The following is a 21,856-nucleotide window of genomic DNA, read 5'->3' as shown; positions in this document are numbered from 1 at the left end:
CGTTTAGGGGCGCGGACGGTGAAGGCGATAGCCAGCTCAGTCGCTCAATAGTGAGTTTCTGAACTCCTGATCGGCAAGCTGTAGGCCCTGGGTAGCCTGGCATGGGTACTCCGTGCATGAGGAATGGCGGCTCGGTTTGCGCCAGCCCCAAAGCCTCCGCTGACTCCCATTTATTCCGTGCACATAGCCCCTGTAGGATTCCTATGCTGGCGAAATCGTCATATAGCGCACTTTCCAAAGACTAAGCCGTAGCCTGCGGTCCTAGAGTGGCTCCGGCTCGGCGACCGAGAAAGAAACCGGCACAGCTTGGTTATGCTTGTCAAAGTTCGAGGATCTATACCGCACTGTCAAATAAATCAGCGGTCACTGGAGCGGGAGCGATAATGTCACCATATACCGGCGGGGGAATTTCGAGATTTGAAATTACCAACTCTTGTGCCCGCCGATTAGATTTCACTTTGTAATCAAGATAAATCGGCTGCACTGATGCTGACGCATATAGATATCTAATTCTGGGATGATCATCATAACTTAACAGCCAGGGATATCCTTGCGCTTTAATAAAATCGGCGAGTTCCACATGCTGGGCGTCTTCATAGGAGTGACGGTACAACCGTGCTCCCTGATCGTAATAAGGTGGATCGACATAAACAAAAGAGAATCCGCTGGATATGATTTCAGCGTTTTTCTTTAAAAAATTGATTGCGTCACCAAAATTGACCGTAATTTGCTTTCGATATTTTTTCAGTTGTTTAATTTGTTCAATAATGCGGTCCTTATTGAATCTACAGTCAATTTTATACTTCGATTTTTGTTGAAGGCCACCGATTGGGCCGGCGCCAATAATTCCAGAAAAATTGGTGCGATTGAAAAATATCCCAGCTAGTCCCAGGTCTATAAGAGAAATTCCACTATGATGAGGGTTCGCGACCATGCGTGCGGGTTGGAGGGAATGCCACCGCTCCAATGTGATATCGCATTTCGATATGGCGTCGCAAAGTGCATCATTAGCTGAAATGCAGCACTTCCAAAAGGCGTAGACGAGAGGATCTTTTTCTACCCAAACAGCCTTTCCAATAAACCCCAGACGTAATAGTTCAAGTGAAGCCGAAGCCCCGCCCGCATAGGGTTCGTAAAAGGTGCATCCGGTGAGAAAATTCTCTTCGATGACCCCACTAATGTAGGGTGCGAGAAGCGCTTTCCCGCCGGGGTAGCGCAAGGGGCTCGGTGTTCTCGATGTAACAGGCTGCCGCATGATCTAGTGGCCTTGCAAAATATAGACGATGACCTGTCTCAAATTGTTTGCGACTGATTCAAGAGTGGGAACGTCTATATCCTGATACTTATAGTGAGTTATGCCATCCAAATATGATTTGGCTGTTTGGGTGGTGTGGGCATTCAGCATTTTGCATATATTCTGCTCCGCAAAAACCCCATTATTGAAATTTTTTGCAAATTTAATTATATCGGCAAGGCTGGGATCTCTTCCTGCCGTCGTTTGCTGCTTTACCAATGCGCCCCATGTTTTTGTCTGTTGCAACTTATAGACAAGAGTACATTCAAAGATCGCTCGTAGAAGCAGTGCGGCGGCAATCGGCCTTTTTCTATGATTTATCTGCTTTATCTCTGTCGTCATCTTGATTAAGCGATCATCAAGCACGTGACACTGCAGGTTTTCCATGAAAGCAGACGCACGGGGAGTTGCTGCTGGTCCTGGATTAGTGCTGCCATCTGTCTGTTGAGGATGTGCACCGCGGGGAGAGGATGAGGATTTACCTTCATCTTTGGATGTGGGACTTGTATTTTTCCCCACTGACGCAGCCTCTTTTTTTGATACATCGCTTGAGGCAGCTCCTAGCAGATCGGCAAAATAGACTGACGTGTCCGTTCTGGTGCTTGCTACGGGCTGACCCGTGGCAGGATCTGGAAGCAAGAAATCGCGAGCAATGCGGGTCATCTCCTTTTTAAACTTCGAAGGGGAAAGATCGCTATGAATATTTTGATCTTTGTCAAATCGAATTTTTAAGGCAGCCTTTGTGTCCGACAGCGTAAACAAGCGTGTATACGGGTTCGTCTTTAGCTTGTCGCCTTCCAATGCCAATCTTTCCTGCGGTGACCAAGTAGGCAAATCTAGCGCATATTTCAACAACCGATACGGCCGGATCAGCTTGTTAACTTGGGCCACGGTAGTGCCGAGAGTGGCGGCTACTTCCTCTACGGGGAGGTGCTCTAGGAGCCGCGCAGCGCGGCGCATCTTGGCTACAGGAGACCAAGGTTTTGCCCCTTGTTCGGTGTGGCGCTTGGTGAGAATTGGCTCAGCTGCTTTGCGAGATGGAGCGACATCCGCCGATATTTTGGCAATTGCGGCGAGAGTTTCGGCGCTCGCGACAGGAAACCTAGCTCTGTATGAAACCGGGATCAACGCCCGATTCAGCAGCATTTGGCAGGCAGCCACTCGACGATTTCCCTCGAGTACTACTTCCACGCCATCTTCCAGAGTAGTCACAATTCTCTCCCCGAAGAAAAGTCCCTTCTGGCGCTCGATGCCGCGAGCCAGCTCCAGAACATCCTCATGCTCAAGAAGTTTTAGTCGCACAGCTGAAGGAGAAGCGTCCGCCGCAACCTCTATCCGCGGATTACGCGTGTCGAGATGCAAATCTTCCGGTTTCACGGCCCGTGTCTTCCATTGCGCAGTTGCCATGCTGGCCCTTCCTCGTCTCGTTAGTGCGCCGCCATTGTGCCGCAGACACTTTGTTGCAAGGGCGTACGTGGGCATAGCTGGGGCAAACGAGTGTGGCAACTTCGGCTGGTTGGTGGTGGCCTGCATCCCCTGGGCAACAGCTGCCCCTCCAGAGGGCCAAAGGTTCGGGGAGAGCGACGGGGAAGGGAACTGTTTGACCGACGAGCAGATCATCGGATTTCAGGTAGCTCGAGGGCGGCATGGCGGTAAAAGACCAAAGCCGCCCCGGGGGAGCTTGAGGGGGCAATCATCCAAGATTGGCACCCCAAATTCGGTGGTGTGCAAACCAACGTGTTCCGGGTTTTCCTACTCGATATCAGGAGCCGGGGCCCCGGTTGCCGATGGGGCTCCGCATGCGGGGTGGCGGGCGATTATCGCGACCCACACCCGCGAAGGCCCGACAGCGGCAACAGCTTCAGTGCCTGCGGCCGCTGAGTGCGCTGCGCAGGGCGTGCAGGGCCTGATGCCAGTAGCGCAGGGCCTGGGCATCCTGGGCGTGCAGTGTCTCGGGCGCGAGGTTGCCGGGCGGCGGCGCGATGAACTCCTCCTGCGCCGCGATGGGCGGCGGCAGGTGGTACTCATCGGGCAAGGTCGACGCCTGATGCGCTTCGGGGCCGAGGGGCGGGCGGCGGTTCATCCAGGTCGCAGGGCTGTGTCTCCAGCGGCCGTTGTAGCGCCGGCCCCTGTGAGAGACGAGGCATTTGTTCACAGTCCTTTTGCCCGATTGGCGATAACGCCGGACCTTGTGACTTGGCGCATGCCGCAGGGCGCGGCCCCTGCGGCTCAGGCCAGCGCGCCGCCCGCCGCCAGCGCCGGATCGGCCGCGCTCAACGCGCGTGCCTGCCAGCGGCCATCGGGCCCGCGCGTGAAGTGCAGCGGGTGGGCATTGGCCAGCAGGCCGGGGTTCAGCGGCACGCCCAGCAGCGCGGCCAGCACGTAGAGCGAGCCGCCGTGCGCCACGATCAGCACCGGGCCTTCTTCGGTGGCCAGTGCGTCTTCCAGCGCCTGCCGCTTGCGCTGCACGAATTCGGCCAGCGTCTCGCCGCCTTCGGGCGCGCAGTCCCAGTCGATGTCGGCCGAGGAGGTGCCCACCAGCGCGCCGAAATGCCGCTCGCGCAGCAGGGCCTGGGCCAGCGGCTGCAGGCTCAGTGGCGCTGCCACGGTCTGCGCCGTATGCAGGGCGCGGCGCGCATCGCTGCAGACGATGCGGCGGATCGGCTCGCGCGCCAGCACCACGGCCGCGGCCGCGGCCTGGCGCTCGCCCAGCTCCGACAGCGGCTCGTCGTAGCTCTGGAAGATGCGCAGCGCGTTGCGCGGCGTCTGGCCGTGGCGCAGGAAGTAGAAGCCCTCGCAGACGGGCTGCAGCGGGCTGGCCGCGGCCAGCTCGGCCAGGCGCGCCAGCCCGCGCGAGGCGGGGTGCAGGGGGGAAGGCAGGGGCGATGCGGCTGTGTTCATGGCAGGGGGGGGTGAAGGCGGGCTTCAATCGGGCCGGGCCGCGCGGTAGAGCACCCGCACCAGGTCCGACTGCGTGATGATGCCCACCGCACGTTGCTGTTCGTCGACAACCGGCAGGTGGTGATGGCCGCCCTGGCCGAACAGCGGGATCAGCTCCACCACCCGCTGGTCGGGCCGGGCGCTGCTGACGGCCGTGTTCATGAGCTGGCCCACCACTTCGGGCTTGCGGCTGTGCGAGCGCGAGCTGGGCCGTAGCAGCACGCGCAGGCGCTGGCGCAGGCCCTGCACGCTGCGCGGCTGGCTGCTCAGCGCGTGGCGCACGAAGTCGGCCAGCGTGAAGATGCCGATCAACTGCCCGCCGCGCCCGAGCACCGGCAGGGCCTTGATGCGATGGCGCTGCAGCAGGCCCCAGGCTTCGGCCAGCGAGGTGCCGAACTCGGCCGTCACCAGTTGGCGCGACATGATGTCCTCGCAGCGCAGCTCGCCCAGCGTGCGGTGCCAGGCGGCCAGCTCGGCCTGGTGCAGCAGTTCTTCGAGGTCGTCCCGGCTGATGTCCAGCACCTGGTTGTAGTGCGCCAGGGCGGCATCGAAATCGGCGCTGGTGAAGCGGCTGGCTGCCGCGGCTGCCTTGCCGGGCGCGGCCGGTGCGGCGCGCTGGCGGTGCGGATAGGGCCGCCCCGTCAGGCTGTTGTAGACCGTGCCGGCCAGCACCAGCAGCAGCGAATTGGCCAGCACCGGAAAGAGCGCGAAGCCCGGGTCCTGCACCTGCGTCAGCACCACCAGCAGGGCCGAGGCGCCGCCGGGCGGGTGCAGGCAGCGCAGCGCGAACATCAGACCGATGGCCAGGCCCACGGCGGCCGCGGCGGCCAGCGAGGCATCGGGGATCAGGGCCAGGCAGGCCATGCCCACCAGCGCCGACAGCGTGTTGCCGCCCAGCACGGCCCAGGGCTGGGCCAGCGGGCTGGCCGGCACGGCAAAGATCAGCACCGCGCTGGCGCCCATGGGCGCGATGAGCCAGGCCGCCGCCTGGGCATGGGCCTCGGGTGCCAGGCTGTGGCTCAGCAGCGCCGTGAAGAACAGGCCCAGGCCGGCGCCCAGCGCGGCGCGCAGGCGCTCGTTGGCGTCCACCCGCAGCACGGCGGGCAGCAGCGCCGCCAGGGCCTGGCGCAGGCGCTGCAGACGGGAGGGGGAAGCGGAAGGTCCGGGTGGGCTCAAAGGGCAGGGCGCGCGCGCAAAAGGGGCCAGAGGCGCGGCGGCCGAAGTCTAGGCGGTGCACCGCCCTTGTGCATCCGCGCGCGCGACAGACCCCGCGCGGCGCTCAGCCGCTGCGAGACCGGGAACACGTGCTCAGAACTTGGGAATGCGCAGCGTCTTGCTGATCATCAGGGTGCCCGAGAGCGCGTACAGCAGCGCCAGCGGGTGCAGCGTCCAGGGGCCCAGCACCCAGGCGCCGCCCCACAGCTGCGCGCCCAGGCTGCCCTGCGATGCCGCCCAGGCCAGCACGCCCACCAGCGCCACGCTGGTGGGAATGGGCGTGCCCTCGAAGTACTTGACCTTGTCGCCACCGGCCGAGAGCGATTCGGCCGTGACGTTGAAGCGCGCCAGCCGGCTCACGCCGCAGCACACGAAGTAGATCAGGAGCAGGCTGTCCCAGCCGCCGTTCAGGCCCGCGGCAAAGCCCAGCGCGGCGGGTGCCACGCCGAAGGAGATCACGTCGGCCAGCGAGTCCAGCTCGCGGCCCAGGGGGGAGGAATGCTGGCGCCAGCGTGCGATGCGGCCGTCGAGCACGTCGAAGATGAAGGCCGCGGGCGCCAGCGCGGCCGCGGCGTAGAAATGCGCCATCTGCCCGCTGGCCATGAAGGCCATGGCCAAGAACACCGCGCCCACGCCGCAGGCGGCGTTGCCCAGGGTGAAGAAGTCCGCGAGGTGGAACTCGCGGATCATCGAGAAGTGGCGCTTGGCGCTGGGCGCGGAGGAGGAAGTGGTCGGCGGCATGGCCGCATTGTGGCCGCGGGCGGGCGGCCATTTCTGTCATCGCAGGCCGCAAGCTGATGCGGCCTGTGGCCGGCTTCAGGCCGTGGCGCGCAGGTGCGCCAGCTGGGCAAAGCGGGGCAGCAGGCTGGCGGCCTCGGGCGTGGGCGCCACGCTGGCCGGCATGGCGGCTTCGGCACCCAGCCGGTCCACATAGGCCTGCATGGCCGGCGCGCTGAATTCCGGGTGGAACTGCACGCCCCAGGCCCAGTCGCCGATGCGGAAAGCCTGGTGCGCTTCCCACGCGTTGGCCGCCAGCGGCACCGCGCCTTCGGGCAGGCGCAGCGCGCGCTGGCGATGCACCACCTGAGCCTTGAAACGCGGGGGCAGATGGGCAAAGAGCGGGTCGCTGCGCGCGGCCGGCAAGCTTTGGACTTCCACCGTGCCCAGCTCCAGCCCGCCCGGGTGGTCGTCGGCCTGGCCGCCCAGCGCATCGGCCAGCAGTTGGTGGCCATAGCAGATGCCCAGCGTGGGCAGGCCCTGCGGCACTGCTTTGCGCAGCCACGCGGCCACGGCTTCGCTCCAGGGGGCGCGTTCGGTCACCATCGCGTGCGAACCGGTGATCACCACGCCCGCCAGTTGCTGCGGCTCGGGCAGGGCGTCGCCCCGGCGCGGGTCCAGCACCTGCACGGGCAGGCCCTGGCCCTGCAGGCCGGCGGCGATCCAGTCGCTGAAGTCGCCCAAAGTGCGGGCGGTTTCGGCATCGGTGTTGCCGACGGCAAGGATCAAAAGAGGAAGTGGGGCTGGGGCGGCTTCAGGGCCAGCTGGCGCCGAGGTGGCCAGAGACGGTGCGGATGACATGCGGCCATGATGCCTGCCGCGCGCGCCTCGCACCGTGCGTGAGGTCAATCCTCACGGAAAAAGGCGCGGGCATTCAGTGTGGAAGCCCGCGCCCGAGCGCTCAGCGCAGGCCGAAGAAAGACAGGATGGCGGCGATGACGACGACGAGGCCAACGATGTAGATCACGGTGTTCATGTTCAAAAGCTCCTGGCTGTGCAAGTGCCTTGAAGTGTGGCGCCGGCCAGGGGCCGGACCCCGTCGGAAGCCGGCCCCGGCGGCTGTAGGACGTGTCGCGAGTCCGGCTCAGCGCGCGGCGCCTGCTGGCGCCTGCCGCGCAGCCTCATCGGCGGCGATGGCCACCTGGCTGGCCACGGCGTCGATGCAGCGATCGCGCCGGGCCGAAGGTCGCGAGTCCGGCCCCCAGTCGGCCTGGCTGCGTGCCGGGCGCGTGGCATGCAGCGCCTTGACCAGCGCCTGCGCCGCGGCCGGCGGCAGGGCCGTGGGCAGGCCGTCCGTGCGCGTGGTCGCGCCGTGGCCGCGCTGCTCCAGCGCCAGCATCAGGCGCAGTTGCCAGTCGGCCATCAGATACAGCACGGGCTCTTCCACGCGCAGTTCGCGCAGGCCCTGCATGCGCTTGCGCAGGCGCTGGCCCAGCGGGCCCCAGCCCTGCGCCAGCGTGCCACCGATCAGGCTGCCCAGCGCCATGCCCGTGCCCAGCGAGAGGCCGGCCAGGCCCAGGTCGGCCGCCGCGCCCACGGCGGCGCCGACGGCCGCGCCCTGGCCCAGGCGCACGCCGGTCTGGCGCAGCGCGTCGGGGTCGAACAGATCCAGCCCTTCCAGGCCCTGCAGCGCGGGCAGGGGGGCTTCGGCCGCGTCGCCGCTTCTGAATCCGTGCAGCGCCAGCAGCGCGTCGATGGTGCGCTGCGCATGCGCGTGCATCTGCGCGCGCAAGGTGGCCAGTTGCTGCGCGCGCTGCACCGGCGTCTGCATCTGGGCTTCGGGCACGCTCAGGTGCAGCGCGGCGCCTTCGACCAGGCCGGTGGCCAGCACGCGGCAGGCGGCCAGTCGGCGCGCAGCGGCTTCGCGCTGCAGGTGTTCGGCCACGCCGCGCAGGGCCTCGCGGTGCGCGGGCAGCAAGGTGCCCAGGTCCTGGAACAGGGCCTGTTCCGAGCCCGTGAAAGGCGCGGCGGCATCGAAGCGCAGTTGCGCGTGCAGGCCGGCGTCCGAGAGCATGGCGCGCCAGTCGGCTTCGCGGCTGGCGCCATCGCGCACGAAGTTCAGCACGGGCATCAGCGGCCGGGCGCAGGAGGCCAGCAGCTCCACCTCGTCGCGGTACTTGGGCAGCACGGCTTCGCGCGCGTCGATGACCAGGAAGGCCGCGTCGGCCTTGAGCATCTGGCGCAGCACCTTGGCCTCCTGCTCGAAGGCACCGGCCGCCTCGGGGCCTTCGAGGAAGGCGCGGATGCGCGCGGGGCGGCTGTCACCGGGCAACTGCGCCACGTGGGCCAGCAGGGTCACTGCGTCCTCAAGCCCGGGCGTGTCGTAGAAGCGCACGGCCACCTGCGCATGGCCCTGCGCGTCTTCGGTGCGCAGGTCCACCGCCTCCACATGGCGCGTGGTGCCGGGGCGGTCGGAAACTTCGCCGAAGTTCACGCGCCGCGTGAGCGTGCGCAGCAGCGAGGTCTTGCCCACGTTGGTGTGGCCGACCACGGCGATGTGCAGCGGGGTGTTCATCGGGATGCCCTCGGGCGGCCGGGCGGCGTTCATGCCTGGACTGCCGGCGTGGCCGGATGCATGGGATCGTGGCTGGCCTGGCGCCAGCTCGCATGGGCGTGGACTTCGTTCAAGTCATGCTCGGCCAGCCAGCGCCGCCAGCGCGCGGCGCCGGGGCTGTCTTGCGCGGGCTCGCCCTCATCCCACGGCGCAGCGGCCAGCCACAGCCGGCATTGCCCGCACACGGGCAGCAGCTCGCGCAGGAAGCGCTCGGTGCCGCGGTCGGGGCTGGACTGGGCATGCACGGCCAGCACCAGCATGCGCGGGCGCAGCTCGGCCAGTTGCATCAGCACCTGCTGGCGCTCGCCGGCCGAGCCGTCGATGCGCAGCACCAGGAGCAGCGGTGCGGGCAGCGGCGCGGGCGGCCAGGGTTGCTCGGGCGGCAGCTCGAAGCCCAGCACCGCCCAGCCGTCGCGCGTTTGCGCGGCGAGGCTGCGGCGCGTGAGTTCCCAGTCGTGGCGCACGGTGTCTGCGTCGATCACGGTGGGCGGCGCCAGCGCGTCCAGGCGCGCGATCAGCTGCCGGTAGTAGGGCTCACCGAGGTCGGGCGCCAGGCGCGGGCGCCGCAGGCGCCAGACCCATTGGCAGGCGGCCAGCGCAATCAGCCGCGGCGCGAGCCCATAGACTGTGACGCAGCCGATCAGCCACCAGGCCAGTTGGCGGTCGCGTTCTGCGGATGGCGCTGCCTGCTGCGTTTGAAGCAGGGCCGCATCGGGCACCGAAAAGCCCAGCCAGCCGGGCAGCAGGCCCAATGTGCGCACGGCCTGCGCCAGGGTGTCAGGCGTGAGCAGGGTGCTTTCCCAGCCCAGCGTGAAGCGCTTGAAGCTCAGCGCGAAGAGCAGGGCCGCAATGGCTGCGAGCAGTGTCAGCGTCCACAGCGTGTGGCTGGCCAGGCCGCCCACCCAGGGCAGCAAGCGCGCGCGGGCCAGCAGCCGCAGTCCGCCCTGCAGCAGGGCCTGGGGCTCGGCACCGCGGCCCAGGGCCAGCTTGGCCGTGAGCTGGGCCCAGAGCCGCGCCACGCCGCCACCGTCTGCGCCGGGCCACAGCAAGGCCAGCAGCCAGAGCAGGAAGGTGATGGCATGCGCGCCCAGCAGCGCCACCAGCGCGCCCAGCACGTTGATGCGCCGGTCCTGCACATCGACCACCGCGCCGGCCAGCAGCACGCCGGCCAGGCCCATGAGCAGGGCCATCAGCAGCAGGGCCCAGGGGGCCACGTGGCGCAGGCGCGCCAGCGCGGCCTGCAGGCCCAGCCTGTGGCCCAGCACGGCCGAGCGCGTGGCGATCTGCTGGCGATGGCTGGCGCCGTGCGCGGCCTGGGCTGCGGCCTGGCGCATGGCATCGCTGTCTTCCAGGGGGCCGCGGGCCTCGAGCAGGCGCACGGCTTCGTCCAGCCAGGCCTGCACGGCTGCGTCGGGGGCTGCGGCCTGCATCAGGGAGTCGTCGCGCCAGGAACTGCTCAAAACAGGAATGCCTTTGGCTGGGATGGTGGGCCGAGGTGGGCGGAAATTATGCGGGCCGAAGCCGGCGCCCTCAGCCTGCCGCGATGTGGCGCCCGATCTCGGGCCAGCGCCGATGCACCCAGAGCCAGGCCAGCAGGCCCACGCCCAGCATGCCCAGGCAGGTCAGCGCCATGCCCAGCGTCGAATGCATGACCAGCGGCGCGACCAGGCCTGCCACCAGGCCGTTGGCGGTGGCGCCGATCACGGCCTGCAGCGACGAGGCCATGCCGCGCCGCGCGGGGTGCAGATCCAGCACCAGCAGCGTCACCACCGGCACCATCAGCGCCCAGCCGAAGGCAAAGAAGGCCAGCGGCCACAGCGCCCAGGCCACATGGGCCGTGAACAGGGCATTGGCCACCACGTTGAGCAGCGCGCTCAGCAGCATGATGAAGAAGCCGTCGCGGATCTGGCGCTTGGGCGCCACCTTGCCCGCGAGCCGGCCGCTGCTCCACGAGCCCAGCATGATCCCGCCGATGTTCAGCACGAAGAACCAGAAGAACTGCGTGGGCGCCAGCCGCAGGTGTTCGCCCAGGAAGGCGGGCGCGGCCAGCACGTACAGGAACATGCCGTTGAAGGGCACGCCGCTGGCCAATGCCAGCAGCAGAAAGCGCGGGTCCGAGCACAGCTGCCAGTAGCCGCGCAGCAGGTGCGCCACCTGGAAGGGCTGGCGCTGGCTGGCGTGCAGGGTCTCGGGCAGCATCTTCCAGTTGAAGGCGAACAGCAGCACGCCCACGCCCACCAGGAACCAGAAGATGCTGTGCCAGCCCGCATGCACGAACAGCAGGCCGCCGATGATGGGTGCGATGGCCGGCGCGATGCCGAAATAGATGGTGACCTGGCTCATCACCTTCTGGGCCTGCGAGGGCGGGAACATGTCGCGGATCACGGCCCGCGAGACCACGATGCCCGCACCGGTGGACAGGCCCTGCAGCGCGCGCCAGAAGATCAACTGCGTAGGCGTGTTGGCCAGCGCGCAGCCGATGGAGGCCAGCGTGAACACGGCCAGGCCGATCAGGATGACGGGCCGGCGGCCGAAGCTGTCCGACAGCGCACCGTGGAACAGGTTCATGAAGGCGAAGCCGAACAGGTAGGCCGACAGCGTCTGCTGCATCTGCACCGGCGTGGCACCCGTGGACTGGGCGATGCCGGCGAAGGCCGGGATGTAGGTGTCGATGGAGAAGGGCCCCAGCATGCCCAGCAGCGCCAGCAGGACGGCCAGCGCCCAGCGCGGGGCTTGCCAGAGTTTGTCGGCGTCGGGATTCATGGATGCAGGGGCGCGTGGGTGGGAAGCGGGCGAGCCTAGCAGAGCGCCGCGTCGCTCGCTGTCATCACCCGCCCCGTAAACTGGCAGCTCGCAGCAAGGAGCCCTCATGCAGTATCTGGCGATCACTCACGGCGAACTGTGGCTGCATGGAGGCCCCGAGGGCTCCGTGCAGATCGAATCGCCGTTTGCGCGCGAACTGCTGCAGCGCGAAGCCGACAGCCGCCGCACCACTTCATGGAAGCATGGCGAGCGCGAGGACGGCCCGGGCATGCTTTCGGGCCCGGCCCTGTGGGGCCGCGGCGGTGGCAGCGGGCCCATGGCGCCAGCGCGCTTTCTGCACGTGTGCCAGGGCGACGATGCGCGCACCCTGTTCTATGTGTTGAGCGTGGGCCGCAGCGTGGGCCTGTTCCGCTACCACCTCGACGAGCAGCGCGAGGTGCGGCTGTTCCACCGGTCGGCCGTGCCCGTGCTGGGCCTGGCCTGGGTGCCGCAGCGCCGCCACGTGGTGCTGGCGCTGGGGCAGCCCGATGGCACGGCGCACCTCGAGGTCTTTGACGAGGACGGCGGCGCCAAGGGCGCGATCACCAGCGGCGACAGCCTCGATTCGGCGCCTGTGCTGATGCCCGGCAGCGCCTCGACGCTGGTCTACCAGTCCTGCGGCGTGGCCCGCCATGCGCAAAGCGGCGCCATGGTGGCGCTGGGCCATTCGGCCATCCACTGGCTGGACTACCAGGCCGGGCAGATGGACAGCCTGATGGACGATCCGGACTGGGACTACATCACGCCGCGCATCAGCGCCTCGGGCACCGTCTACGCGATCCGGCGCCCGGCCGAAAAGCCGCTGCAGGAGCAGGCCGGCTCCGCGCTCAAGGACACCCTGCTCATGCCCGTTCGCCTGGGCAAGGCGGTGTTCGGCTATCTCAATTTCTTCTCGATGATCTACGGCAAGGAGCCCCTGCGCTCGGCCGGCGGGCCGCGTGCGCCGCAGCTGGACCAGGACCTGGGCCAGCTGTGGCTGCATGGCCGCATGATCGAGCTGTCGAAGGTCAAGACCGACCCGCAGCATGCGGGCAACCTGGTGCCTGCCTCCTGGGAGCTGATCGCGCAGGAAGGCCGCCGCGCCGCGCCGCGCGTGATCGCCAGGCATGTGGCCCACTTCGACCTGAGCGCCGACGGGCTGCTGGTCTACAGCAACGGCTTCGACATCCAGGCACAGCCGGCCGAAGGCGGGCCGGTGCGCCGCATCGGGCGGCAGGCGCTGGTCGAAGGGCTGCTGACCGTGTAGCGCACAACAACAAAGGCCGTCACCCGGCAAAGGGTGACGGCCTTCTTGTTGGTGCCGACTGCCTGCAGCTTCAGGCAGCGGCGCGTGCCATCACAGGCTGTCGATGAAGGAGCGCAGCTTGTCCGAGCGGCTGGGGTGCTTGAGCTTGCGCAGCGCCTTGGCTTCGATCTGGCGGATGCGCTCGCGGGTGACGTCGAACTGCTTGCCGACTTCTTCCAGCGTGTGATCGGTGGACATCTCGATGCCGAAGCGCATGCGCAGCACCTTGGCCTCGCGCGGGGTCAGCGAGTCGAGGATGTCCTTGACCACGTCGCGCAGGCCGGCCTGCATGGCCGCCTCGATGGGGGCGGTGTTGTTGGTGTCCTCGATGAAGTCGCCCAGGTGCGAGTCGTCGTCGTCGCCGATCGGCGTTTCCATGGAGATCGGCTCCTTGGCGATCTTCATGATCTTGCGGATCTTGTCTTCGGGGATCTCCATGCGCTCGGCCAGGATGGACGCATCGGGCTCGAAGCCGAACTCCTGCAGGTGCTGGCGGCTGATGCGGTTCATCTTGTTGATGGTCTCGATCATGTGCACCGGGATGCGGATGGTGCGCGCCTGGTCGGCGATCGAGCGCGTGATGGCCTGGCGGATCCACCACGTGGCGTAGGTCGAGAACTTGTAGCCGCGGCGGTATTCGAACTTGTCCACCGCCTTCATCAGGCCGATGTTGCCTTCCTGGATCAGGTCGAGGAACTGCAGGCCGCGGTTGGTGTACTTCTTGGCGATGGAGATCACCAGGCGCAGGTTGGCCTCGATCATCTCCTTCTTGGCGTCGCGCGAGCTGGCCTCGCCCTGGTTCATGCGCTTGTTGATGGCCTTGAGCTCGGTCAGCGGCACCACCACCTGGGCCTGGATGTCCGTCAGCTTCTGCTGCAGCTCCTGGATCGGCGGGATGTTGCGTTCCATCACGGCGCTCCAGGGCTTGCCGGCAGCGGCCTGCTTCTCCACCCACTTGAGGTTCAGCAGGTTGGAGGCGACCTTGTTGCCGTTCTTGTCCAGGCCCGAGAACTCGGCGATGAACTGCTCCTGCGGATAGCCGCACTTGTCCACGATGATGCGGCGCAGCTCGCGTTCCTTCTTGCGCACGTCGTCCACCGTCACGCGCAGCATGTCGCACAGTTTCTCGATGGTCTTGGCCGTGAAGCGGATGGTCATCAGCTCGTCGGACAGCGCTTCCTGCGTCTTGAGGTACGCGGGCGAGCCATAGCCTTCCTTGTCGTAGATCTTGTGGATCTTCTCGAACAGGTCGGCCATGCGGTCGAAGCGGGCGAGGGCTTCGTTCTTGAGTTCCTCGAGCTTCTTGGTCAGCGCCTTGGAGCCGCCGTTGCCGTCGTCGTCGTCTTCCTCGTCGAACTCGTCGAAGTCTTCCTCGGCCACATAGTCATCGGCCTCGTTGGGGTTGGAGAAGCCGTCGACGATGGTGGAGATCACCACCTTGCCTTCGCGGATCTCCTGCGCCATCTTGAGGATCTCGGCGATGGTCGCGGGCGAGGCGGAGATGGCATGCATCATGTCCATCAGGCCGCCTTCGATGCGCTTGGCGATCTCGATTTCGCCTTCGCGCGTGAGCAGCTCCACCGTGCCCATTTCGCGCATGTACATGCGCACGGGGTCGGTGGTGCGGCCGAATTCGCTGTCCACGGTGGACAGGGCGGCTTCGGCTTCTTCCTCGGCTTCTTCCACCGTGGCGGCCGTGGGCGTCACGTTGTTCTGGAACAGCGTCTCGGCATCGGGCGTCTGCTCGTACACGGCCACGCCCAGGTCGTTGAGCATGGTGACCACGACTTCCATGGTCTCGGCGTCGACCAGCTTGTCGGGCAGGTGGTCGGAGATTTCGCCCTGCGTCAGGTAGCCGCGGGTCTTGCCCAGCGTGATCAGCACCTTCAGGCGCTGGCGGCGCTTGGCCATGTCTTCTTCGGACAGGACGGTCTCGTCCAGGCCGAATTCCTTCATCAAGGCGCGTTCCTTCGCCTTGCTGATCTTCATGCGCAGGGGCTTGGCCTTCTCCGCGGTGGCCGTGGTCTCGGCGGCGGCAGCGGGCTCTTCCTCGGCGAACTCGGCTTCGACGTCCGAGAAATCCTCTTCGAGGTCCTTTTCCTTGGCCTTGGCGGTCTTGGCAGCGGCCTTGGGCTTGCGGCCCGGCTTGGCGGCGGCTTCCTTTTCGGCGCTGCCTGCGGCTGCGGCCTTGGGCGGGCGGCCCGGCTTCTTCTTGGCCGGGGCGGCGGCCTTGGCGGCAGCGGCTGCGGCCTTCAGGAATTCATCGGCGGCGTCTAGTTTCTTGGTCACGGTCTTGGCAGTCTTGGCGGTCTTGGCAGAAGAGGCCGCGGCCACGGGGGCAGCAGCTTTCTTGACGGTTTGATCTGCGGGCTTGACGCTGGCTTTGGGGGCGGACTTGGCTGCTGGCTTCTTGGGACTGGGCATAAGACCTCATGGAACAAGAATGACGACACGAGCGGAATCGCGGGCGCCACACCCACCGGGGCGGCGCAAGACAGGCAGAAAAAAACGGGCACGGACGAAGGCGGAGCCTGCTGCCTTGGGGAAAAGGCGGCGGGTCAGCCCTCGCAGCAAGATGGTGGGGCGATCATTTGGTGTGCGGTCCTTGCGGAGATCCCTCGGTGTCGAGGGTGCCCTGATCCTGTGCTGGATGCTGCGTCCCGTGCTTGGGACGCCGGGCGGGGCCGGAGGTGCCGCTGTCGCTCTTGCTGTTGGCGTAACAGGCAATTATAGCCATGCGAGCCCGTTTCAAGGGGCCGGGCGGCGAGCTCAGTCCGTCCCGCTGCGCCGCAAACGCAGCCGCAGCGCCACGCGGCGCTGTTCCAGCGCCTTGTAGCGCTCCAGCGCCTGCGGGTCGCTGCCCACCTGCGCGAGCGTGGCGGTCTGCTGGGCCTTGAGCGCCTCGTCGAGCATGAAGTCCAGCACGTTGTGCAGTTCTGCGCGCTGCTCGGCCTGCGTGTCGCGTGCGGCGGCTTCGTCGTCGGGCCGGTCCACCGCGGCGTCGGCCATCAGCCGCTGGGCCAGGGCTTCGCACTCATGGCCGCGCAGGCCCTCGCGCAGGGCCGCCCAGGGCTGCAGGCCGTGCTCATGGACCTGGCTTTCGAGCCAGCCGAAGAGCTGGCCGTGCGGTGCGGGCAGGGCGCACAGCAATTCATGCTGCTCGTGCGAGAGCGCTTCCCATTCGGCCGGGTTGGACAGCAGCAGGCGCACGGCCACGTCGGCGCGCGACAGCGGCTGCACACGCCCGCGCGGGCCCGGCGGTGCGCCCGACTGCCCCTTGCGGCCGAAGCGCTTGCCGCCAGGCTCGAAGCGGCGCTGGCCGCCGCTGGGTGCCGGGCTCCAGCCCTCATGCTCGCGAGCGTCCCAGGGCATCTCCTCGTAGGGACCGGGGTCATCGCCGCGCGGCGGCGCGGGTGGCGCGTTGCGGCCGGGGTAGCGTGGGGCGGCGGCGCTTTCCCACAGCCCGCTCAGCTCCCGGCTGTCGAGCTGGATCAGTTCGGCGAACTCGGCCAGCATCTGGTGTTTGAGGGCGCCTGCGGGCAGGGCTGACCACAGCGGCCGGGCATGGCTGGCCAAAAGCGCCCGGCCCTCGGCCGTGTCGAGGTCGCAGCCCTCGCGCGCCACTTCGACCATGAAGCGCGACAGCGGCGTGGCCTCGGACACGAAGCGGGCGAATGCGGCCTCGCCATGCTCGCGGATGAAGCTGTCGGGGTCGTGCTCGGCCGGCAGGAAGAGGAACTTGGCGCTGCGCGTGTCGGTGGCGAAGGGCAGGGTCGCTTCCAGCGCCTTGCGCGCCGCGCGGCGCCCGGCCGCATCACCGTCGAAGCTGAAGACCACCGCGTCGGTGAAGCGGAACATCTTGCGCACGTGGTCGGCGGTGCAGGCGGTGCCCAGCGTGGCCACGGCGTTGGGAAAGCCCAGCTGCGCCAGCGCCACCACGTCCATGTAGCCCTCGGTGACCAGCACGTAGCCCTTGTCGCGCAACGCGCTGCGCGCCTCGAACAGGCCGTACAGCTCCTGGCCCTTGCTGAAGACCGGGGTTTCGGGCGAGTTGAGGTACTTGGGCTTCTCGTCGCCCAGCACCCGGCCGCCGAAGCCGATGCATTCGCCCTTGACGTTGCGGATGGGGAACATCACGCGGTCGCGGAAGCGGTCGTAGCGCTTGTCTTCCCCGTCTTCACCCGTGATGACCAGGCCGCTTTCGGCCAGCAGCGGGTCTGCATAGTCGGGGAAGATGCCGGCCAGCGTGCGCCAGCCCTCGGGCGCGTAGCCCAGGCCGAAGGCCTTGGCGGTCTCGCCCGAGACGCCGCGGCCCTTGAAATATTCGATGGCCCGCGGCGACTGGCGCAGCAGCTTGCGATAAGCCTCGCCGGCCTTCTCGAGCACGTCGGTGAGCGTGGCCTGCTTCTCCCGCTGGGAGGCCGCGCGCGCCCGCTCGGCGGGGGAGGCATCGTCCTCGGGCACCTGCAGGCCGTACTGCCCGGCCAGGTCGTGCACGGCCTCCACGAAGCCCATGCCGCCATGCTCCATCAGAAAGCCGATGGCGTTGCCGTGCGCCCCGCAACCGAAGCAGTGATAGAACTGCTTGGTGGGGCTGACCGAGAAGGAGGGCGATTTCTCGCCATGGAAGGGGCACAGCCCCATGAAGTTGGCGCCGCCCTTCTTGAGTTGCACGTAGCGGCCGACGATCTCGACGATGTCGGCGCGGGCAATCAGTTCCTGGATGAAGCTCTGGGGAATCGCCATGGCGGCGCGGGGCAGGGAAGGCGGGCAGGCGCGCATGATACGCAGGCGGCGACCTCCGACCCCGCGACGCGGCCGTCATCCGGGCCCCGGGGCGGGCCGCGGCCGATACTCGGTGGCCTCGCCACAGCGCGCCGCCGGTCCTTCACCCGTTCCTGCCGATGTCCGAACCGAGTTCCTCCCTGCGAAGCTCGCTGCATGCCTTCGCGCGCGGCCAACTGGCGCTGTGGCGCCATCCGCTGCGCTTCGTGTGGCAGGCGATGCGCGAGTTCCGCGCCAAGCAGGGCCTGCTGCTGGCCGGCGCTGTGGCCTACTACGCGCTGCTGTCCATCGTGCCGCTGCTGATCCTGGCCGTGATCGCGCTGTCGCACGTGCTGCCGCAGCAACTGCTGCTGACCACCGTGGGCCGCTACCTGGGCTGGCTGCTGCCGGGCCAGTCGGGTGCGGTGGTCGCTGAGCTGGGCAACTTCCTGCAGCACCGTGACCTGCTGGGGCCGGTGCTGCTGGTGACCATGATCTTCTTCAGCTCGCTGGCCTTCACGGTGCTGGAGAGCGCGATGTCCGTCATCTTCCACCACCGCGCCCGGACCCACGGCCGGCATTTCCTGGTGTCGGCGGTGATGCCGTACCTCTACATCCTTTTCCTGTGCGTGGGGCTGCTGCTGGTCACGCTGGTGTCGGGCGCGCTGCAGGTGATCGGGCGCGAGAGCGTGGAGCTGTTCGGCCGCAGTTGGTCGTTGAGCGGCGTTTCGGGCGCGCTGCTCTATTTGCTGGGCCTGGGCGGCGAGGTCTTCCTGCTGACCTCGCTCTATCTGGTGATGCCCGTGGGGCGCCTGTCGCTGCGCCATGCGCTGATGGGCGGCATCACGGCCACGCTGCTGTGGGAGGTGACGCGGCGGGTGCTGGTCTGGTATTTCTCCACCCTCTCGCAGGTCAACGTGGTCTATGGCTCGCTGACCACGGCCATCGTCGTGCTGCTGAGCCTGGAGATCGCAGCCATGTTCCTGCTCTTCGGCGCGCAGGTGATCGCCCAGTACGAGCGGCTGGAGCGCGCGGCGGCCGAGGAGGCCCATGCGCTGGCGGATGAAAAAAGGCGCCACGCGGGCGCCTCGGACTGAGCCTTCTGCAGCCGCTTACTTCGGCGCCAGCCGGATCGCGCCATCCAGCCGGATCACCTCGCCATTGAGCATGTCGTTCTCGATGATGTGCAGCGCCAGCTTGGCGTAGTCCTCGGGCGTGCCCAGGCGCGAGGGGAAGGGCACGCTGGCGGCCAGGGCGTCCTGCACTTCCTGGGGCATGCCGAAGAGCATGGGCGTGCCGAAGATGCCCGGTGCGATGGTCATGTTGCGGATGCCGTTGCGGGCCAGGTCGCGTGCGATGGGCAGCGTCATGCCGACCACGCCGCCCTTGCTGGCGCTGTAGGCGGCCTGGCCAATCTGGCCGTCATAGGCGGCCACGCTGGCGGTGGAGATCAGCACGCCGCGCTCGCCCGTGGGCTCGGGCTCGTTGGCCGACATGGCGGCGGCGGCCAGGCGGATCATGTTGAAGCTGCCCAGCAGGTTCACCCGCAGCGTCTTCTCGAAGGTGGCCAGCGTGTGCGGGCCGCTCTTGCCCACGGTCTTCTCGGCCGGCGCGATGCCGGCGCAGTTGATCAGGCCGACCAGCTTGCCCAGCTTCTGGGCCGCCGCGACCACGGCCTGGCCGTCGGCTTCCTGGCTCACATCGCACTTGACGAAGACGCCGCCGATGGACTGGGCCACGGCCTCGCCCTTGTCGGCCTGCATGTCGGCGACCACCACCTTGGCGCCTTGCTCGGCCAGCTTGCGCGCTGCGCCTTCGCCCAGCCCGGAAGCGCCGCCCGTGACGATGAATACCTTGCCTTGGATCTGCATCTGCTGTCTCTCTCAGTGTTGCGTGATGAAAAACACGATCATAGAGAGCCCTGGCGCAGGCGCATGACGAAAAAAAGGCCCCGTCCGAAGAAGGGGCCTGAATGGGGTCCGTGAAGACCCGCGGAGACAACCGGTTGACGGCCCGCCTGGGCGGCCCGTCGTACAGGAAGAGACGCTGCTTAGCGCTTGGCGGTCTTGGCGGCCGTCTTGGCGGCGGCCACGGCCTGCGATTGCACGGCGTTGAAGTTGGCTTCGGCCACGTCGGAAGCCTGCTTCACGGCCTTTTGCACCGATTCGTAGGCGTTGTTGGCGGCCGAGACGGCAGTCTTGAACATGGCGACGGCGGTTTCGGAGCCGGCGGGCGCGTTCTTGGCGGCAGAGTCCACCAGGGCAGCGAAGCTCTGCTGGGCTTCGGCGGCCTTGCCTTCGAAAGCCTTGGTGAATTCGTTGCTGGTGCCTTGGGCGATTTCGAACAGGTGACGGCTGTAGGCAGCGGTCTTTTCGGCCAGGGGCTGAACCAGGCTGGCTTGCAGGGCCAGCAGTTCCTGCGCGTCCTTGGCGCTCAGCACGGCCTGGGCGGTCTCGGAAGCCTCGCTCAGAGCGGCCTTGGAAGCCGTGACGTTCAGTTCGATGATCTTTTCGACGCCTTCGAAAGCCTTGGTGGTCAGGCCGAACAGGGCTTCGACGTTGGCCTTGTGGGCAGCAAGCAGTTGGTCAGCGGTCAGTGCCATGGAGAACTCCAGTTTTAAAGTTGATGGATCGCTCGGGAGCTGCGCCAACAGGCTTGTTGCAGTGCAGCATGGAGCGAAGTATAGGAAGGGGTGATGGCCGCCACAAGTCATTTTTGTTGCATTGCAGCATATTAGGGTTCAACCCCTAAGTAGTTCTTTTGTCGTGATTTTTCTGCTTTCGGGATCGTGTCGCCTAGGTGCCCGGGCCGCGGGCGGCCAGACCTGGCCGGGGGGCAGAATCAACTGGATGAGCAGCCGCCCCGTTCCCCAGGCCCGAAGCAGCTACCGGGTCTTTCGCGACATTCCCACCCGCTGGATGGACAACGACGCCTACGGGCATGTCAACAACGTCATCTACTACAGCTGGTTCGACACGGCCGTGAACGCGCTGCTGATCGAAAGGGGCGCCCTGGACATCCACGCCGGCAGCACGATCGGCTTCGTGGTTGAGACGCAGTGCAACTACTTTGCGCCGCTGGCCTTTCCGCAGGTGGTGCAGGCGGGCATCCGCGTGGCCCATGCAGGCGCTTCCAGCGTGCGCTATGAGATCGGCCTGTTCGCTCAGGGCAGCGACCATGCTGCGGCGCAGGGGCACTTCGTGCATGTCTATGTGGACCGCCAGAGCCAGCGGCCCGTGGCGCTGCCGCCTGAGTTGGCGGCCGTGATCGAGACATTGAAGACCTGACCCTCGTCGACCCATGAAAAAGCGGCGCCAGGCGCCGCTTTGCCTGGAAGGTCGAAGCAGGGCCTGGTCGCTTCTACTTCATCGCCTTGACTTCGGCCATGCCGCGGCTTTCGACAGCCTTGGCCTGCTTCTCGCAGCTGTTCTTGGCCTCACCCTGCATGTCGTCGCACTTTTCCCGAGCGATCTCGTACTCGGCCTTGACCTTTTCCTCGGCCACCTTGCGGGCCGATGCAGGGCCCGGCTTGAAGTTGTGCTCAAGCTCGGCCCTGGCCACGCTTTCCTGGCCCTTGGCCTGCTTCTCGCAGACATCCCTGGCATTGTTCTGCAGGGCCTCGCAGCGCGCCGTGGCCGCCTTGTACTCGGCCGCGATGCGATCCTCGCCGACCTTGTACTCCTCGCGGCTCATGGCGCCGGCCTGCGCGGCCATGAGAAGGCCGGCGCCCATCGCCATCATCAGCAGATGCTTTTTCATGCCTGTTCTCCTGCAATGGGAATGCGCGCCGGCTGCTGCCAGGTCAGCTCAGATCAGTACTTCTCGAACCACAGCGCGGCAGGCGTGCGGCCCTCTGCGTTTTCCCAGGTCTTGACCTGCTTTTCGGCCTCGTCGCGGCTGATGCCGTGGCGTTCCTGGATGCGGCCCAGCAACTGGTCGCGCTTGCCGGCGATCACATCAAAGTCGTCATCGGTGAGCTTGCCCCACTGTTCCTTGACCTTGCCCTTGAGCTGCTTCCAGTTGCCTTCGATGGTGTCCTTGTTCATGTGAATCTCCTTCGGTCGGTGATCCGGTGGCAGCCGGCTGCTGCACCGTGAACACCACTGTCGCGGCGAGCGTGCGCGCAGGCGGTAGGACGCCCCGGGGAGGGGCCGTAGGTGCCTGCCGACTGGGCCGTGATAATGGCCACGCACGTCGTGCCCACCTCGAGAGACAAGCGCCTGCG

19 protein-coding genes are annotated in these 21,856 nt (G+C 66.7%); 3 read left to right on the top strand and 16 right to left on the bottom strand.

Going from position 1 to position 21,856, the window contains the following annotated elements:
- Positions 1–334: 334 nt before the first annotated feature.
- The 10 genes from PGB34_RS00455 to PGB34_RS00410 form a co-directional block, all read right to left on the bottom strand.
- A complete protein-coding gene (locus PGB34_RS00455; protein ID WP_271426100.1) occupies positions 335–1,219 on the bottom strand; it encodes a DNA adenine methylase in 885 nt (294 codons plus the stop codon).
- 39 nt (positions 1,220–1,258) lie between these two features.
- Complete coding sequence (locus tag PGB34_RS00450) at positions 1,259–2,701, bottom strand: hypothetical protein (protein WP_271426099.1); 1,443 nt, start codon at positions 2,699–2,701, stop codon at positions 1,259–1,261.
- 454 nt (positions 2,702–3,155) lie between these two features.
- On the bottom strand, positions 3,156–3,377 hold the full coding sequence (locus tag PGB34_RS00445; protein WP_271426098.1) for a hypothetical protein: 222 nt from the start codon (positions 3,375–3,377) through the stop codon (positions 3,156–3,158).
- Positions 3,378–3,523: 146 nt separating this feature from the next.
- Positions 3,524–4,195, bottom strand: coding sequence for a histidine phosphatase family protein (locus PGB34_RS00440; RefSeq protein ID WP_271426097.1), 672 nt, complete (start codon positions 4,193–4,195; stop codon positions 3,524–3,526).
- Positions 4,196–4,219: 24 nt separating this feature from the next.
- The gene (locus PGB34_RS00435) at positions 4,220–5,410 is read right to left on the bottom strand and encodes an HPP family protein (protein WP_271426096.1); all 1,191 of its coding nucleotides are present in this window, start codon (positions 5,408–5,410) and stop codon (positions 4,220–4,222) included.
- Positions 5,411–5,542: 132 nt separating this feature from the next.
- The gene (locus PGB34_RS00430; RefSeq protein WP_271426095.1) at positions 5,543–6,190 is read right to left on the bottom strand and encodes a CDP-alcohol phosphatidyltransferase family protein; all 648 of its coding nucleotides are present in this window, start codon (positions 6,188–6,190) and stop codon (positions 5,543–5,545) included.
- 75 nt (positions 6,191–6,265) lie between these two features.
- On the bottom strand, positions 6,266–6,955 hold the full coding sequence (locus PGB34_RS00425; protein ID WP_271426094.1) for a glutamine amidotransferase: 690 nt from the start codon (positions 6,953–6,955) through the stop codon (positions 6,266–6,268).
- A 355-nt stretch (positions 6,956–7,310) separates the two neighbouring features.
- On the bottom strand, positions 7,311–8,774 hold the full coding sequence (locus PGB34_RS00420) for a GTPase/DUF3482 domain-containing protein (RefSeq protein WP_271426093.1): 1,464 nt from the start codon (positions 8,772–8,774) through the stop codon (positions 7,311–7,313).
- Entirely contained in the window at positions 8,771–10,240 is a 1,470-nt protein-coding gene (locus PGB34_RS00415; protein WP_271426092.1) for a DUF2868 domain-containing protein, read from the bottom strand. Before PGB34_RS00415 ends, PGB34_RS00420 begins: the two co-directional genes overlap by 4 nt.
- A 70-nt stretch (positions 10,241–10,310) precedes the next feature.
- A complete protein-coding gene (locus PGB34_RS00410) occupies positions 10,311–11,543 on the bottom strand; it encodes a multidrug effflux MFS transporter (protein WP_271426091.1) in 1,233 nt (410 codons plus the stop codon).
- A gap of 106 nt (positions 11,544–11,649) precedes the next feature.
- Between PGB34_RS00410 and PGB34_RS00405 the strand changes: the two genes are divergently transcribed.
- The gene (locus PGB34_RS00405) at positions 11,650–12,828 is read left to right on the top strand and encodes a hypothetical protein (RefSeq protein WP_271426090.1); all 1,179 of its coding nucleotides are present in this window, start codon (positions 11,650–11,652) and stop codon (positions 12,826–12,828) included.
- Positions 12,829–12,918: 90 nt separating this feature from the next.
- Here PGB34_RS00405 and rpoD read toward each other — a convergent pair whose 3' ends face one another.
- Both rpoD and dnaG read right to left on the bottom strand, forming a co-directional pair.
- Positions 12,919–15,291: an RNA polymerase sigma factor RpoD gene (gene rpoD / locus PGB34_RS00400; protein WP_271426089.1), complete on the bottom strand. Its 2,373-nt coding sequence runs from the start codon at positions 15,289–15,291 to the stop codon at positions 12,919–12,921.
- Positions 15,292–15,636: 345 nt separating this feature from the next.
- Positions 15,637–17,613 (bottom strand): DNA primase, encoded by a 1,977-nt coding sequence (gene dnaG, locus PGB34_RS00395; protein WP_271426088.1) that lies wholly within the window; start codon positions 17,611–17,613, stop codon positions 15,637–15,639.
- A gap of 257 nt (positions 17,614–17,870) precedes the next feature.
- Between dnaG and PGB34_RS00390 the strand changes: the two genes are divergently transcribed.
- Entirely contained in the window at positions 17,871–18,728 is an 858-nt protein-coding gene (locus PGB34_RS00390; protein ID WP_408647823.1) for a YihY/virulence factor BrkB family protein, read from the top strand.
- Between the two features lie 15 nt (positions 18,729–18,743).
- On the opposite strand, the gene PGB34_RS00385 is transcribed toward PGB34_RS00390, so the two are convergent.
- Complete coding sequence (locus PGB34_RS00385) at positions 18,744–19,502, bottom strand: 3-hydroxyacyl-CoA dehydrogenase (RefSeq protein WP_271426086.1); 759 nt, start codon at positions 19,500–19,502, stop codon at positions 18,744–18,746.
- A gap of 179 nt (positions 19,503–19,681) precedes the next feature.
- Positions 19,682–20,233 (bottom strand): phasin family protein, encoded by a 552-nt coding sequence (locus PGB34_RS00380; protein WP_271426085.1) that lies wholly within the window; start codon positions 20,231–20,233, stop codon positions 19,682–19,684.
- A gap of 247 nt (positions 20,234–20,480) precedes the next feature.
- Here PGB34_RS00380 and PGB34_RS00375 point away from each other — a divergent pair, with 247 nt between their 5' ends.
- Complete coding sequence (locus PGB34_RS00375; RefSeq protein ID WP_271426084.1) at positions 20,481–20,918, top strand: acyl-CoA thioesterase; 438 nt, start codon at positions 20,481–20,483, stop codon at positions 20,916–20,918.
- A 73-nt stretch (positions 20,919–20,991) separates the two neighbouring features.
- On the opposite strand, the gene PGB34_RS00370 is transcribed toward PGB34_RS00375, so the two are convergent.
- Together PGB34_RS00370 and PGB34_RS00365 are read right to left on the bottom strand one after the other, a co-directional pair.
- Entirely contained in the window at positions 20,992–21,390 is a 399-nt protein-coding gene (locus PGB34_RS00370) for a hypothetical protein (RefSeq protein ID WP_271426083.1), read from the bottom strand.
- Between the two features lie 53 nt (positions 21,391–21,443).
- A complete protein-coding gene (locus PGB34_RS00365) occupies positions 21,444–21,677 on the bottom strand; it encodes a CsbD family protein (protein ID WP_271426082.1) in 234 nt (77 codons plus the stop codon).
- Positions 21,678–21,856 lie beyond the last annotated feature (179 nt).

Source organism: Xenophilus arseniciresistens, from assembly GCF_028023875.1.
In the GTDB taxonomy this organism is placed as follows: domain Bacteria; phylum Pseudomonadota; class Gammaproteobacteria; order Burkholderiales; family Burkholderiaceae_C; genus Xenophilus; species Xenophilus arseniciresistens.
This window is presented reverse-complemented; position numbering and strand designations above follow the sequence as displayed.